General features: G+C 73.8%; 10 protein-coding genes. 4 read left to right on the top strand and 6 right to left on the bottom strand.

Annotation, left to right across the window (positions count from 1 at the left end; genetic code table 11):
* The first annotated feature begins 57 nt into the window (after nt 1-57).
* Nucleotides 58-840, top strand: coding sequence for an IclR family transcriptional regulator (locus IOD16_RS12530; protein ID WP_201440180.1), 783 nt, complete (start codon nt 58-60; stop codon nt 838-840).
* A 109-nt stretch (nt 841-949) separates the two neighbouring features.
* On the opposite strand, the gene IOD16_RS12525 is transcribed toward IOD16_RS12530, so the two are convergent.
* The 6 genes from IOD16_RS12525 to htpG form a co-directional block, all read right to left on the bottom strand.
* Nucleotides 950-2,437: an acyl-CoA synthetase gene (locus IOD16_RS12525; protein WP_201440179.1), complete on the bottom strand. Its 1,488-nt coding sequence runs from the start codon at nt 2,435-2,437 to the stop codon at nt 950-952.
* Nucleotides 2,438-2,481: 44 nt separating this feature from the next.
* Nucleotides 2,482-3,786, bottom strand: a complete 1,305-nt coding sequence (locus IOD16_RS12520; protein WP_201440178.1) for an MFS transporter — start codon at nt 3,784-3,786, stop codon at nt 2,482-2,484.
* Nucleotides 3,787-3,796: 10 nt separating this feature from the next.
* Nucleotides 3,797-4,255 carry a MaoC family dehydratase gene (locus IOD16_RS12515; RefSeq protein ID WP_201440177.1) on the bottom strand — a complete coding sequence of 153 codons (459 nt, stop codon included), beginning with the start codon at nt 4,253-4,255 and terminating at the stop codon, nt 3,797-3,799.
* Nucleotides 4,252-5,145, bottom strand: coding sequence for an amidohydrolase family protein (locus IOD16_RS12510; RefSeq protein WP_201440176.1), 894 nt, complete (start codon nt 5,143-5,145; stop codon nt 4,252-4,254). The genes IOD16_RS12515 and IOD16_RS12510 overlap by 4 nt, the downstream gene beginning before the upstream one ends.
* A gap of 1 nt (nt 5,146) precedes the next feature.
* Entirely contained in the window at nt 5,147-6,058 is a 912-nt protein-coding gene (locus IOD16_RS12505) for an SDR family oxidoreductase (RefSeq protein WP_123747812.1), read from the bottom strand.
* 324 nt (nt 6,059-6,382) lie between these two features.
* A complete protein-coding gene (htpG, locus tag IOD16_RS12500) occupies nt 6,383-8,203 on the bottom strand; it encodes a molecular chaperone HtpG (protein ID WP_236595155.1) in 1,821 nt (606 codons plus the stop codon).
* Between the two features lie 186 nt (nt 8,204-8,389).
* Here htpG and IOD16_RS12495 point away from each other — a divergent pair, with 186 nt between their 5' ends.
* The 3 genes from IOD16_RS12495 to IOD16_RS12485 are packed head-to-tail and all read left to right on the top strand — an operon-like array spanning nt 8,390 to nt 13,342.
* A complete protein-coding gene (locus IOD16_RS12495; RefSeq protein WP_201440174.1) occupies nt 8,390-10,048 on the top strand; it encodes an RNA ligase family protein in 1,659 nt (552 codons plus the stop codon).
* Nucleotides 10,048-12,750: an RNA repair domain-containing protein gene (locus IOD16_RS12490; RefSeq protein ID WP_201440173.1), complete on the top strand. Its 2,703-nt coding sequence runs from the start codon at nt 10,048-10,050 to the stop codon at nt 12,748-12,750. The genes IOD16_RS12495 and IOD16_RS12490 overlap by 1 nt, the downstream gene beginning before the upstream one ends.
* A gap of 34 nt (nt 12,751-12,784) precedes the next feature.
* Nucleotides 12,785-13,342: a nitroreductase family protein gene (locus tag IOD16_RS12485; RefSeq protein ID WP_201440172.1), complete on the top strand. Its 558-nt coding sequence runs from the start codon at nt 12,785-12,787 to the stop codon at nt 13,340-13,342.
* Nucleotides 13,343-13,361 lie beyond the last annotated feature (19 nt).

Raw genomic sequence — 13,361 nt, 5'->3', positions numbered from 1 at the left:
GAATCCGAACCGGACCCGCCGTTACGGTCGACGTCCGGCGTTCGAAGGAGAAGCTGCATGGCGGTCGACCGCGACGCGCCCCGGCGCTCGATGGCCGGGCGGGCGCTGGCGTTGCTGGGCGTGTTCGACGCCGAGCACCCGCGGCTCAGGCTGACCGAGCTGGCGCGGCGCGCGGACCTGCCGTTGCCGACGGTGCACCGGCTGGTCCGCGAACTGGTGTCGTGGGGCGCGCTGCAACGCGACGCGGACGGGAGCTACGGCATCGGCCTGCGGCTGTGGGAAGCGGCGACGCTGGCGCCGGTGGCCGGTCGGCTGCGGGAGGTCGCCCTGCCGTTCATGCAGGACCTGTACGAGGCGACGCGCGAGAACATCCACCTCGCCGTGCACGACGGGTTCGACGCGCTGTACGTGGAGAAGCTCGCCGGTCACCGCTCGGTGCCGATCGTCTCCCGCACCGGGGCGCGGCTGCCGTTGCACGCGACCGGGGTCGGCAAGGCCCTGCTGGCCCGCGCCGACCCCGCGTTCGTGCGCGCCTACCTCGAACGCCCGCTGCTGCGCTGCACCCGTTACACGATCACCGAACGGGCTCGGCTGGCGCGCGAGCTGCGGGCCACGGCCGCTCGCGGGTATGCGCTGACCAGCGAGGAGATGACGCTCGGCTCGTGCTCGGTCGCCGTCGCCATCCCGGCGGACGGGCAGGAACCGCCCGGCGCGCTGGGCATCGTGGTCCGCTCCGTGCGCACCGACCTGCACCGCCTCGTGCCGGACCTGCGTGCCGCCGCCGAGGCGATCGGGCGGCGGCTGGACGACCTGGCGCACCGCGCGGTCCGGTCGACCTGAGGGTTCAACCCGGGTGTCCTGAACGCAGGACACCCGGGTTCCGAACGCAGGACACCCGGGTTCCGAACGTAGGACACGCCTGTTCTGAAGGTAGGACACGCGCGGCGGCTCAGGGTTGGGGCAGTTGGCGCAGGGCGGCTTTGCGGACCTTGCCCGAGCCGGTTCGCGGCAGCCGGTCCACCAGGTCGACGTGCACCGGCACCTTGTACTTGGCCAGCCTGGTGAGCAGGAACGCCCGCAGCTCCTCCCGGGACGGCCCGCCACCGCCGGCGCACCGCACGAACGCCCGCCCGACCTCGCCCCACCTGGGGTCCGGGACGCCGATCACCGCGGCCTCCACCACGTCCGGGTGGGCGACCAGGGCGTTCTCCACCTCCGCCGGGTAGACGTTCTCGCCGCCGGAGATGAACATGTCCTTCAGCCGGTCCACCACGCGCAGGTGGCCCTCGTCGTCGAACTTCCCGACGTCGCCGGTGCGGAACCAGCCGTCGCGGGCGAACGCGGCGGCCGTCGCGCCGGGGTCGCGCCAGTAGCCCGGCGTCACGTTCGGGCCGCGCACCAGCACCTCCCCCGGCTCGTCCGCCTCCGCGTCCACGCCGTCGTCGCGCACGACCCGGACCTCGCCGAAGAACACCGGCACCCCCGCCGACCCGACCTTGCGGACGCTCTCCCCCGCTTCCAGGAACGTCGCGCCGGGCGCGGTCTCGGTGAGGCCGTAGCCCTGGCAGAACGTCAGCCCCCGCTCCTGGTAGGCGCGGATCAGCGAGTCCGGCACGGCCGCCCCGCCGCACAGCAGGTGCCGCAACGACGACAGGTCGGCCGTGGCCCAGCGCGGTGACGCGGCCAGGTCGGCGTACATCGTGGCCACGCCGAACGTCAGCGTGACCCGTTCCCGCTCGATGAGGTCGTACACCAAATCGACGTCCCACGACGAGGTGAGCACCGCCGTGCCGCCCTTGATGAACGTGGGCAGCAACGTCTGCGCGAGCGCGGCGACGTGGAACAGCGGCGCGGACACCAGGGTGCGCTCGGTGCTGGTGACGTCCACGCCCACCAGCAGGTTGTAGGTGTTCCAGACCAGGTTGGCGTGCGTGAGCATCGCGCCCTTCGGGCGACCGGTCGTGCCGGACGTGTAGAGGATGAGCGCCACGTCGTCGGGCGCCACCACCTCGTCGATCGGCGCGACGGCGCCCTCGGTCAACCACCGCTCGTAGCTCGGACCCACCGCGACGACCACACCGGTGAAAGCCGAACGGGCGACCTCCTCGCACTGCGGCGCGCACACCAGCACCGACGGCGCCGAGTCCGCCAGCACGTGCGCCACCTCGGGGGCGGTGAGACGGGAGTTCACCGGCACGAAGATCGCGCCGAGCACGTGGGCGGCGAACATCGACTCCACGAACGACGGGTGGTTGGGGCCCAGGTACGCGACCCGGTCGCCCCTGCCCACGCCGGCCCCGCGCAGCCGGTGCGCGAGGCGCGTGACGCGCTCGGCCAGCTCCGCGTAGGTCAGCTGTCCGGAGTGGACGATCGCCACCCGGTCCGGCGACATCAGCGCCCGCCGGTACGGCCAACTCCCGAGCCCCGAGTTCCTCACTTCGGTCCTCCTGTCACGACTCAGGCGAACAGCTCGGCAACAGCTCAGGAAACGGCGACCGCCCTGAGGTCTCGTGCGCCGGTCTCCTTCAACGCCAGCACGCACACCACGGTGAGCAGGCAGAACGCGGCGATGGTCGACGAGATGAGCGTCAGCCCCTGCCCGCCGGTGGCCCGCTGGATCGAGGCGAACAGCAGCGGCGCGACGCCCGCGCCCAGCCCGGCGACCTGGTAGCCGAGCGACGCGCCCGTGTACCGGTTCTCGGTGCTGAACAGCTCGCTGTAGAGGGCCGCGAGCGGCCCGTACATCATCGGGTGGATCACGCCCTGGCCCAGCACCAGCGCGACCGTCAGCAACACCGTGTCACCGCTGTCCACCAAGGGGAACAGCACGAACGCGTACGCGCCCATCGCGACCGCGCCCGCCACCACGACCGGCCGCCTGCCGAACCGGTCCGACGCGGCCGCCCACCCGAGGATGCCCACGACGGCGCAGACGGAGGACAGCGTGAGCGCGTTGAGCACGGTCTGGCGCGCGTGACCGGCCGCCACGCCGTGCGCCAGGACGAACGTCGTCAACGTCGACTGCGAGACGAACGCGGCCAGCCCCACGCCGATGCCCAGCAGGAGCACGCGCGGGTGGTCGCGCAACACCTCCACCACCGGGGCCCGGCGCTTGACGCCCGCGTCCCGCACGGCCCGGAACGCCGGCGTCTCCTCGACCCGGTGCCGCACGAACAGCCCGACGCCGAGCAGCACCACGGAGATCAGGAACGGGATGCGCCAGCCCCAGTCCAGGAAAGCCCGCTCGCCCACCAGCGCGGCGGTCGCCGTCAGCGCCAGCGTCGACAGCACCATCCCGCACGGCGCGCCGGCGTTGGTGAACCCGGCCCACAGCCCGCGCCTGCGGGTGGCGTGCTCGGCGGACATCAGCACCGCGCCGCCCCACTCGCCGCCGACCGCGATGCCCTGCACCACGCGCAGGACGACGAGGCCGACCGGCGCGAGCCAGCCCACCTGGGCGTAGGTCGGCAGCAGTCCGATGAGGAAGCTGGCCACCCCCATCAACGTCATGGTCAGCACGAGCATCCGCTTGCGGCCCAGCAGGTCGCCGAAGTGTCCGAACAGGACGCCGCCGAGCGGGCGGGCCAGGTAGCCGGTGGCGAACGTGCCGAAGCTCGCGATGACGGCCACGAGCGGGTCGAGGGAGGAGAAGAAGACCTTGTTGAACACCACGGCGGACGCGGTGGCGTAGAGCAGGAAGTCGTAGTACTCGATCACGCTGCCGATGAAGCTCGACGCGACGGCGCGGCGGAGTTGGACGTTGGGCGCGTCCGGCTGGTTCGACATGGTGGCCCCCTCAGGGGTAGTGCCGGTACACGGCGCGCGCGACGCACGCCGGTTTTTCCGTGCCGTCGATCTCGACGGTGAAGTCCAGCACCAGCTGGACGCCGTCGCCCGCGACCTCGTCGACCGAGACGACGCGGCCCGCGAGCCTGATCTTGTCGCCGACGCGCACCGGGCTGGGGAAGCGCACCTTGTCCAGCCCGTAGTTGACGCTCATCCGGACGCCCTCGACCGCCAGCAGCTCCCCGAACATGGGGATGATCAGCGACAGCGTGAGGTAGCCGTGCGCGATGGTGCCGCCGAACGGCCCGGCGGCCGCCCGCTCCGGGTCGACGTGGATCCACTGGTGGTCGTCGGCGGCGTCGGCGAAGGTGTCGACCCGGTCCTGGGTGATCTCGCGCCACCCGGTGTGCCCGAGGTCGTGCCCGGCCAGCGCGAGGAGCTCCGCCTGGCCGGTGACGGTGGTGGTCATGTGCGCTCCGAGTCTGTCGTGTCGAGGCCGAGCAGCCTGGCCGCGTTGTGCTTGAGGATCTTGGGGCGGACGGCGGGCTTGAGGTCGAGCGCCTCGAAGTCCGCCAGCCAGCGGTCCGGGGTGATCACCGGGTAGTCCGAGCCGAACAGCACCTTGTCCTGCAGCAGCGAGTCGGCGTAGCGGACGAGCTGCGGCGGGAAGTACTTGGGCGACCACCCGGACAGGTCGATGTGCACGTGCGGCTTGTGCGTGGCCACCGCCAACGCCGAGTCCTGCCACGGGAACGACGGGTGCGCCAGGACGATCCGCAGCTCCGGGAAGTCCACCGCGACGTCGTCCACGAGCATGGGGTCGGAGTACTTCAGGCGGATGCCGCCGCCACCGGGGACGCCCGCGCCGATGCCGGTCTGCCCGGTGTGGAACACCGCCGGCACGCCGAGCTCCTCGATGACCTCGTACAGCGGGTAGGCCATCGGGTCGTTCGGCGCGAAGCCCTGGAGGCTGGGGTGGAACTTGAAGCCGCGCACGCCGTGCCGCTCGACCAGCCGGCGCACCTCGCGCGCGCCCGCGCGGCCCTTCCAGGGGTCGACGCTCGCGAACGGGATGAGCACGTCGGGGTGCTCGGCGCAGTTCTCCGCGACCTCTTCGTTCGGGATGCGCGGGTGGCCGGTGGCGTGCTCGGCGTCGACGGTGAAGACGACCGCCGCCATCCGCCGCTCCCGGTAGTACGCCGCGGTCTCGTCGACGGTGGGTTGGCGGTGGCCGTGCGCGCCGAAGTACTTCGCGGAGGCGGCCAGCAGCTCGGGGCTCAACGACGGGTGGCCGTCCCTCGACACCTCCGCGTGGGTGTGGACGTCGATGGCCACCAGGTCGTCCAGGGCGAGGGTCATGTCAGGCCGCCGGCGGGGTCGGCGCGGGGATGCCGTAGGTCTCCGGTTCCACGCCGACACCGGTCGCCCACGACTCGGCGATGGTGTCCGCGGTCCACCCGCCGTCGGCGAGCGCCACCGCCTTCTCCCGGGGGTGCGCCCAGAGGGCGAGCCGGTCGCCGCCGATGCCGATGGCCTGCCCCGTGACGTGCCGCGCCGCGTCGGAGGCCAGGTAGACGATCAGCGACGCGACGTCCTCCACCGTGCCGAGGCCCTCGTCCCGGCGCAGCCAGTCGGGGAACGGCGCGCCGGTGCGCTCGGCCTCCTCGATGACGGGCGCGAACGCCGGGATGGTCCGGGTCATCTCGGTCGCGGCGACCGGCACCACGGCGTTGACCGCGATGTCCGCGCGGGCCAGCTCCAACGCCCAGGTGCGGGCCATGGCGACGATGCCCGCCTTGGCCGCCGCGTAGTTGGTCTGCCCGAAGTTGCCGCGCTGGCCGGCGGGCGAGGAGATCAGCACCAGGCTGCCGCCCCGGCCCTGCTCCCGCATCCGCACCGCCGCCGCGCGGGCGCAGGTGAACGTGCCGCGCAGGTGCACGTCGAGCACCGCGTCGAAGTCGTCGTCGGACATCTTCCACAGCACCCGGTCGCGCAGGATGCCCGCGTTGGCGACCAGGACGTCCAGCCCGCCGAACTCCTCGACGGCGGCCTCGACGAGCCGGTCGGCGGTCCCGGTCGGTCCGACGGGCGCGACCACGGCGACCGCGCGTCCCCCCTCGGCCGCGATCGCCTCCACGACCGCGCCCGCCGCCTCGGCGTCCACGTCGTTGACCACGACCGCCGCCCCCGCCCGCGCCAGGGCTTCCGCGTACGCCCGGCCCAGGCCGCGGCCACTGCCGGTGACCACGGCGACCTTCCCTCGCAGCTCCATGACGGCGAACATACGGCAGTTTCGTGACGGCGGTCCAGAGTCTGCCCAATATCAGTTCGGCGGTCGTCGCCCCCTTCGGGGAACGACGTCGGCGAGGTGTCGGGAGCGACCGGCGAGCGCGCGGCGACCGCGGTCGGGGTGCGGCGGGAAGGGCGCACGCCCGACCGGTGCGGGCCGTGCCGCGCGCGGGCGGCCGGACGGTCCGGCGGACACGACGCGGGCGGCCGGGCAGTCCGGTGGACACGACGCGGGCGGCCGGCGTCGTGCGGACGAGGGCGACCGGTGTCCGGCGCGGTGGTGGGAGCCACCGCGCCGGACCCGGGCTCAGAGCGCCCGCTCCAGGTGGTCCGACATCAGCCGGACGAAGCGGGACGGGTCGGGCAGGTCGCCGCCCTCGGCGAGCAGCGCCATGCCGTGCAGCAGCTCGGCCGACTCGGCGAGCGACGCGTCGTCCCCGCCGCGCTCGGCGAACGCCTGGCGCAGCCCGGCGACCAGGGCGTGGTCGGGGTTGAGCTCCAGGATCCGCTTGACCGGCGGCAGCTCCTGGCCCATCGCCCGGTACATCTTCTCCAGCGTCGGGGTCAGGTCGTGCGCGTCGCCGACGACGCACGCGGCCGACGTGGTGAGGCGCGAGGACAGCCGCACCTCCTTGACCTGGTCGGCCAGGGCGCCCGTCAGCCAGGCCAGGAAGTCGGCGAAGTCCTTCTGCCGCTCCTGCGCCTGGGCCTTCTCCTCCTCGGTCTCCAGGTCGACCTGCCCCTTGGCGATCGACTGGAACGTCATGTCCTTGTACCCCGGCACCGCGTCGACCCACATCTCGTCGATCGGGTCGGTGAGGATCAGCACCTCGAAGCCCTTGGCCCGCAGCGCTTCCAGGTGCGGCGAGTTCTCCACCGTGGCCCGCGAGTCGCCGGTCATGTAGTAGATGTGCCGCTGGTCGTCCTTCATCCGCTCGACGTACCCCGCGAGCGTGGTCGGCTTCTCCGCGTCGGCCGTCGAGGCGAACGAGGCGATGTCGAGGATGGCGTCGCGGTTGTCGGGGTCGGCGAGCAGGCCTTCCTTGACCGCGCCGCCGAACTCCCGCCAGAACGTCTCGTACGACTCGGGCTTGTCGGCCATCATGCCCTTGACGGTCGAGAGCACCTTCTTCACCAGCCGGCGGCGCACCTGCTGGATCTGGCGGTCGTGCTGCAGCAGCTCGCGCGACACGTTGAGCGTCAGGTCCTGGGCGTCCACGACACCCTTGACGAACCGGAGGTACTCCGGCATCAGCTCTTCGCAGTCGTCCATGATGAAGACGCGCTTGACGTAGAGCTGCACGCCCCGCTTGCGCTCGCGCATGAACAGGTCCAGCGGCGCCTGGGACGGGATGAACAGCAGCGCCTGGTACTCGAAGACGCCCTCGCCGTGCATCCGGATCGTCTCGAGCGGCTTGTTCCAGTCGTGGCTGACGTGCCGGTAGAACTCGGCGTACTCGTCCTCGGTGACCTCGGACGCGGGCCGCGCCCACAGCGCCTTGCGGGAGTTGATCGTGGCCGGCTCCGCGCCGTCCTCCTTCGCCATCCTGATCGGCCAGGTGATGAAGTCGGCGTACCGCTTGACGACCTCGGTGATCTTCGCCGTCGACGTGTAGTCGGCGAGGTGGTCCTCGGGGTCGGCAGGCTTGAGGTGGAGGGTGACGGAGGTGCCCTGCGGCGCGTCCTCGACGTCCTCGATCGTGTAGGTGCCCTCGCCGGTGGACTCCCACCGGACGCCCTCCGCGCGCGGGTGCCTGGTCACGAGCGTGACCTTGTCGGCGACCATGAACGAGGAGTAGAAGCCGATGCCGAACTGGCCGATGAGGTCCTGCGAGGCGGCGGAGTCCTTCGACTCCTTCAGCTTCTGCAGGAACTCGGCGGTGCCGGACTTGGCGATCGTGCCGATGAGCCCGATCACGTCCTCGCGGGTCATGCCGATGCCGTTGTCCCGGATCGTGAGGGTGCGCGCCTCCCGGTCCACCTCGATCGCGACGTGCAGGTCCGACGTGTCCGCGACCAGGTCCTTGTCCCGGAACGTCTCCAGCCTGAGCTTGTCCAGCGCGTCGGAGGCGTTGGACACCAACTCCCGCAGGAACGTGTCCTTGTTCGAGTAGACCGAGTGGATCATCAGCCGCAGGAGCTGACGCGCCTCCGACTGGAACTCGAGCGTCTCCACGTTCGTCCTTTCTCTTCGACCTTCGTCGAATCGTCATCGTATCCAGTCGCCCGGCCGGCCGGGACACCGCCGAAAACCGGTCGATGACCCGGCCAGGTGATCTCTATGGTTCACCCGAATCCAGTGGTGGGAGGGGTCATGCGCACGCCGTACCCGCGCACGCCGCACCTGCCGTGGTCGCCCGGCGCGTCGGCGGACGACGTGCGGGTCGCCGACCTGGACGCGATGCGCGGCCGTGAGGTGGTGGTCACCGAGAAGCTCGACGGCGAGAACACCACCCTCTACGCCGACGGTGTGCACGCGCGGTCGCTCGACTCGGCGCACCACCCGTCCCGGTCGTGGGTCAAGGCGCTCCAGGGCCGGATCGGGGCGCGGGTGCCCCGCGGGTGGCGGATCTGCGGCGAGAACGTCTACGCACGTCACTCGATCGGCTACGCGGACCTGGAGAGCTGGTTCTACGGGTTCTCCGTCTGGGACGGCGACCGCTGCCTGGACTGGGACCGGACCGCGCGCTTCCTGCGCGACCTGGGCGTGCCCGTGCCCCCGGTGCTGTGGCGCGGGGTGTTCGACGAGCGGGCGCTGCGCCGGCTGCGGGTGGACACGACGCGGCAGGAGGGGTTCGTGGTGCGGACCGTCGACGGGTTCGGGCGGGCCGACTTCGGCCGGCGGGTGGCGAAGTGGGTGCGCGCGCACCACGTGCGGACCGACGCGCACTGGATGACGGCGCCGGTGGTGGAGAACGGCCTCGGGCCCGGCTCCGTGCTGTGGGACGTGCGGTCCGGCGCGCCGTTCGACGTGTCCGCGCTGCTCGACGCGGTCGGGATCGCCGGTGACGCGGAGCCCGCGGCGGCGGTGGCGGCGCGGTCGACCGGGGAAGCCCGCCTGGTCGGCGTGCTGGCGGCGGCGGCGCACCGGCTTCGGCGCGGCCGGGTGATGTCGCTGCTCGCGGGCCCGGTCGGGGTCGGGGTGGCGCGGCGCGTCGGCGACCTCGTGGGTCTGCACCGGCTGCTGCACGAGCCGTTCCCGGACGAGGCGCGGCGGGCCGGGTTGCTGCGCTTCTCGACGGCGGTGGACCTCGACGTGCTGCACGCCGTGTCGGCCGCCGTCGCGCCCGACGCGGACGCGCGCGACCTCGTGGCCTGGTCGGCCCTGCACGCCGAGGACGTCGGGTCGTTCGACCGGCTGCGGTCGGGGCTGGGCGTGCACCCGGGCCCGGCCGCCGACCGGTGCTGGGCCGAGGCGCGGGACGCGAGCGTCCGGGCCGGGCGGGTGCTGGACGTGGCGGAGGCCGTCGCCGCGACGTGGCGGTGGCGGTCCGGCGACTTCCCGTCGTTGGTGCACCTGGTCGGGTTGTCGGGCAGCGGCAAGTCGACGTTCGCCGCCGGGGTGGCGGCGGACGCCCGGGTGTCGTTGGACGACCTGCGCGAGGAGGCGGGCGACCGGGCGGACCAGCGGGTCAACGGCCGGGTGCTGCGGGCGGGGCTCGACCGGCTCGACGCCGCCCTGCGCGCGCACCGGACCGTGGTCTGGGACGCGACCTCGCTGACCGGGCCGCAACGGGCGGTGGTGCACGCGGTCGCGCGGCGGCACGATGCGATGGTGACGCACGCGGTGGTGCTGGTCGACGAGCGGGAGGTGGCCCGGCGCAACGGGTCGCGGACGCACCCCGTGCCCGCCGCGGTGCTCGACGCGCAGGCCCACCGGTTCAGCCCGCCGTACCCGTGGCAGGCCCACCGGACCTGGTACGTCGGCGCGGGCGGCGCCGTGGACGACGCGGACACCGCCGGGGAGCCGTGATGCGCACCAGCGAAGAGGTCTACCACCAGGTCCGCTGGGACCCGCGGTTCGACCCGGCGCGGTTCGTGCTCGGCGTGCAGCAGCGCGGGGCGCGGCCCGAGCGGGTGGCGCTGCCCGCGTTCACCCCGGGCGGCGAGGTGCCGTGGCACCGGGTGCTGTTCGTGGAGGCGGACGGCGAGGTGGTGTGGGACCGGGCCACCGGGCTCGATCGCGTCGGCGAGTCGGGCGCGGGACGGGTGCGCGCGCCACGCCGCCTGCGTGCGCCGGTGTTCACCGCGAGCACCCCCCACGCCTGGGACCCGCTGCACGGCTGGACACCGACCCGCACCCCCTCGGCCACCGCGCGAAGGGCGGCACCCGAACCGACCCGCACCCCCTCGGCCACCCGCGAGGTCGTGCCGCGGGAGCAGCGGCCATCCACCACGGTCCTCACCTGGAACGTGTTGTGGGACCGCTACGACAGCGACCGCATCGACACCGCCCGCCGCCGTCCCCTGCTGTTCGGCGAGCTGGCGGCGGCCGACGCGGACGTCATCGCGTTGCAGGAGGTCGAGCCCGACCTGCTCGCCGCGCTCCTCGCCCAGCCGTGGGTGCGCGCCCGCTACACCCTCGACGTGGACCCGACCGGGCCGGACGTCGACCGCACCGGCCTGCTGGTGCTGAGCAGGCTGCCCGTCCTGGAGGCCGCCCGGTTCCCGCTGGGCGCGCACAAGGCCGTCGGCGCGATCGTGGTCGAGACGGCCGACGGGCCGCTCGTCGTCGCGGCCACCCACCTGACCAGCGACCACACCGCGAACGGGTCGGCCAAGCGGCGCGCCCAGCTCGGGCGGGTGGCGGAGGCGTTCGCCGGGGTGGCGGGCGACGTGGTGCTGGTCGGCGACTTCAACGACGGCAGCCGGCGGCCGGCCGCCGCGCTCGGGATGCGGGACGCGTGGCTGCAGGCGCGGGACGACGAGCCGCCGACGTTCGACCCGGTGGTGAACCCGCTGGCCGCGGTGTCCTCGCTGACCGGCCGGCGGTCGCGGCTGGACCGGGTGTTCCTGCGCGGCGGGTTGCGGTGCGCCGGCGCGGAGCTGGTCGGCGACCGGCCCGTCGACGGCCTGTTCGCCTCCGACCACTACGGGGTGCTGGCCCGGTTGACGCCCGCCGGGCCGGCCACCGGCGCGCTCGACTCGCCGCCGACGCCGCGGACCGCCGTGGTGTGGCTGCCGGGGCCGTGGGAGGAGGTCGAGCGGGTGCGGCGGGAGCACGAGCGCCGATCCGACCGCCGGCCGCCGCACGTGACGCTGCTGTCCGGGTTCGTGCCGGAGTCCGACTTCGACCGGGCCGTGCCGCTGCTGGCCGAGGCGGTCGCCGCCGTGCCGCCGTTCCCGGTGCGGGTGGACGGGGTGCGGCAGTTCGGGCGGGGCGTGGTGTGGCTCGACCCGGCCGCGGCCGGCCGCACGCCGTGGACGGCGCTGCACGACGCGGTGCGGCGGCCGTTCCCCGCTTGCCGGACCGGGGACGACTTCACCCCGCACCTCACCGTCGACGGGTCGGCGCAGGCGGCCGGGACGATCGGCGCGCGGTCCGACCGGGTGGACGAGGTGGTGCTGCTGTCGAAGCGGGGCGAAGGCCCCGTGCTGCCCCGTGCGGCGATCGCGCTCGGCACCGGCGAGGTGCGGTGGTTCGAAGAACCGGCCACCGCGCCCGGACCGTCGTTGGACGCGGTGGCCGACCGCGTCACCCGCGCCCTGTCGGCCGTGCTGGACGTGGTGCACGTCGTCGGTTCGCGGCGGATGGGCTGCGGGCTGCCCGACGCCGACCTGGACCTCGTCGCCGAGGTGGCGCAGCCGGCGGCGGTGGCCGGACGGGTGGCCTCCGCGCTGCCCGGCGCGGTCGTCCGGCCGGTGGTCGGCGCCCGCTCGCCCGGTGTCCGCCTGGTCGTGGACGGGCTCGGGGTGGACCTCGCGGTCGCCGCCGCCGACGGGGTGGCGCTGAGCGCGGTCGGTGACGCGGAGGCGGTGACGGCGGCGGTCGCCGGTCGGCAGGAGGACTTCGCGCGGCTCGCGCGGGCGGTCAAGGCGTGGGCACGGGCGCGTGGCCTGGACTCGGCGCCGTTCGGCGGCGTGCCGGGGCTGGGGTGGTCGGTGCTCGCGGCGCGGACCGTGCGCGAGTGGGACGGACCGGACCTGCTCGCCGGGTTCTTCGGGACGTGGGCGGCGTGGGACTGGCGCGACCCGATCGGTGTGACGACGGAGCCGGGCCGCACCGGCGCGCCGGTGACCATCATGACGCCGGCCGCGCCCGTGCGCTCGTGCACCGAGCAGGTCGGCCCGGGTTTCCGGGACCTGCTGACGGCCGAGCTGTACCGGGCCTGGGAGATCGTGTCGGCCGGCGCTCCCGGGCTGACCGCGCCGCCCGACGCGCACCGGACGCACGCCGCGTGGGCGCTGCTCACCGTGCCGCACGAGCTGGTCGGGCCGGTGCGCGGCCGGGTGCGGGCGTTGCTGACCGCGTTGGAGGTGGCCGGGACGCCGGACGCGCACGCGTGGCCGCGACCGGTCGAGCGGACGGCGGACTCGGTCCGGTACGCCATCGGGCTGGGCCGGCGCCCGGTGTCCGCCGCCGTGCTCGCCGATGTGGTTGCCTCGTGGCGGAGCGGGCTGCGCGGCGTCGACGTCGTCCGGGTGGGCAACGGCGACGTGCCGACGTTGCGCTGAGCCGTCGTCGGTCGACCGAGGAGGCGGGGTTCTCGTGGAGTTCCAGGACGTGGTCCGGCGCAGGCGGATGGTGCGGGAGTTCACCGACGAGCCGGTGCCGGACGAGAGCGTCCGGCGGATCATGCGCAACGCGCTGCGCGGCCCGTCGGCCGGGTACTCCCAAGGTCAGGCGTTCCTGGTGCTGCGCGGTGAGGAGACGGCCGGGTTCTACGAGTCGGTCGGGCAGCTGTGGGCCGCCGACACGGTCAAGACCGCGCCGGTGGTCGTGCTCGCGTTCGCGGTGAAGGACGCCTACCTGGACCGGTACGCCGAGGACCACTGGCCGGTGCCGTTCTGGTACGTCGACACCGGGATGGCCGTGCTGCTGATCCTGCAGACCGTCGTCGACGAAGGGCTCGGCGCGGTGTACTTCGGCATCGGCGAGGACGACTTCGACGAGGTGCGCGCGAGGTTCGGCGTGCCCGCGAACCACGTGCCGATCGGTGCGATCGCGATCGGGCACGGCGCCGAGGAGACCGTCTCGGCGGGCGCGTCCCCCCGGACGCGCAAGCGCCGGCCGTTCGAGGACGCCGTGCACTTCGGGCGCTGGTAGCCCGGCTCGGGCGCTCCCG

The organism is Saccharothrix sp. 6-C, from assembly GCF_016695385.1.
In the GTDB taxonomy this organism is placed as follows: Bacteria; Actinomycetota; Actinomycetes; order Mycobacteriales; family Pseudonocardiaceae; genus Actinosynnema; species Actinosynnema texasense.
This window is presented reverse-complemented; position numbering and strand designations above follow the sequence as displayed.

Coding starts and splice junctions, on each gene's coding strand:
- IOD16_RS12530 (WP_201440180.1), top strand. CDS start 58: ATGGCGGTCGACCGCGACGCGCCCCGGCGCTCGATGGCCGGGCGGGCG.
- IOD16_RS12520 (WP_201440178.1), bottom strand. CDS start 3,786: ATGTCGAACCAGCCGGACGCGCCCAACGTCCAACTCCGCCGCGCCGTC.
- IOD16_RS12515 (WP_201440177.1), bottom strand. CDS start 4,255: ATGACCACCACCGTCACCGGCCAGGCGGAGCTCCTCGCGCTGGCCGGG.
- IOD16_RS12510 (WP_201440176.1), bottom strand. CDS start 5,145: ATGACCCTCGCCCTGGACGACCTGGTGGCCATCGACGTCCACACCCAC.
- IOD16_RS12505 (WP_123747812.1), bottom strand. CDS start 6,058: ATGGAGCTGCGAGGGAAGGTCGCCGTGGTCACCGGCAGTGGCCGCGGC.
- htpG (WP_236595155.1), bottom strand. CDS start 8,203: ATGATCCACTCGGTCTACTCGAACAAGGACACGTTCCTGCGGGAGTTG.
- IOD16_RS12495 (WP_201440174.1), top strand. CDS start 8,390: ATGCGCACGCCGTACCCGCGCACGCCGCACCTGCCGTGGTCGCCCGGC.
- IOD16_RS12490 (WP_201440173.1), top strand. CDS start 10,048: ATGCGCACCAGCGAAGAGGTCTACCACCAGGTCCGCTGGGACCCGCGG.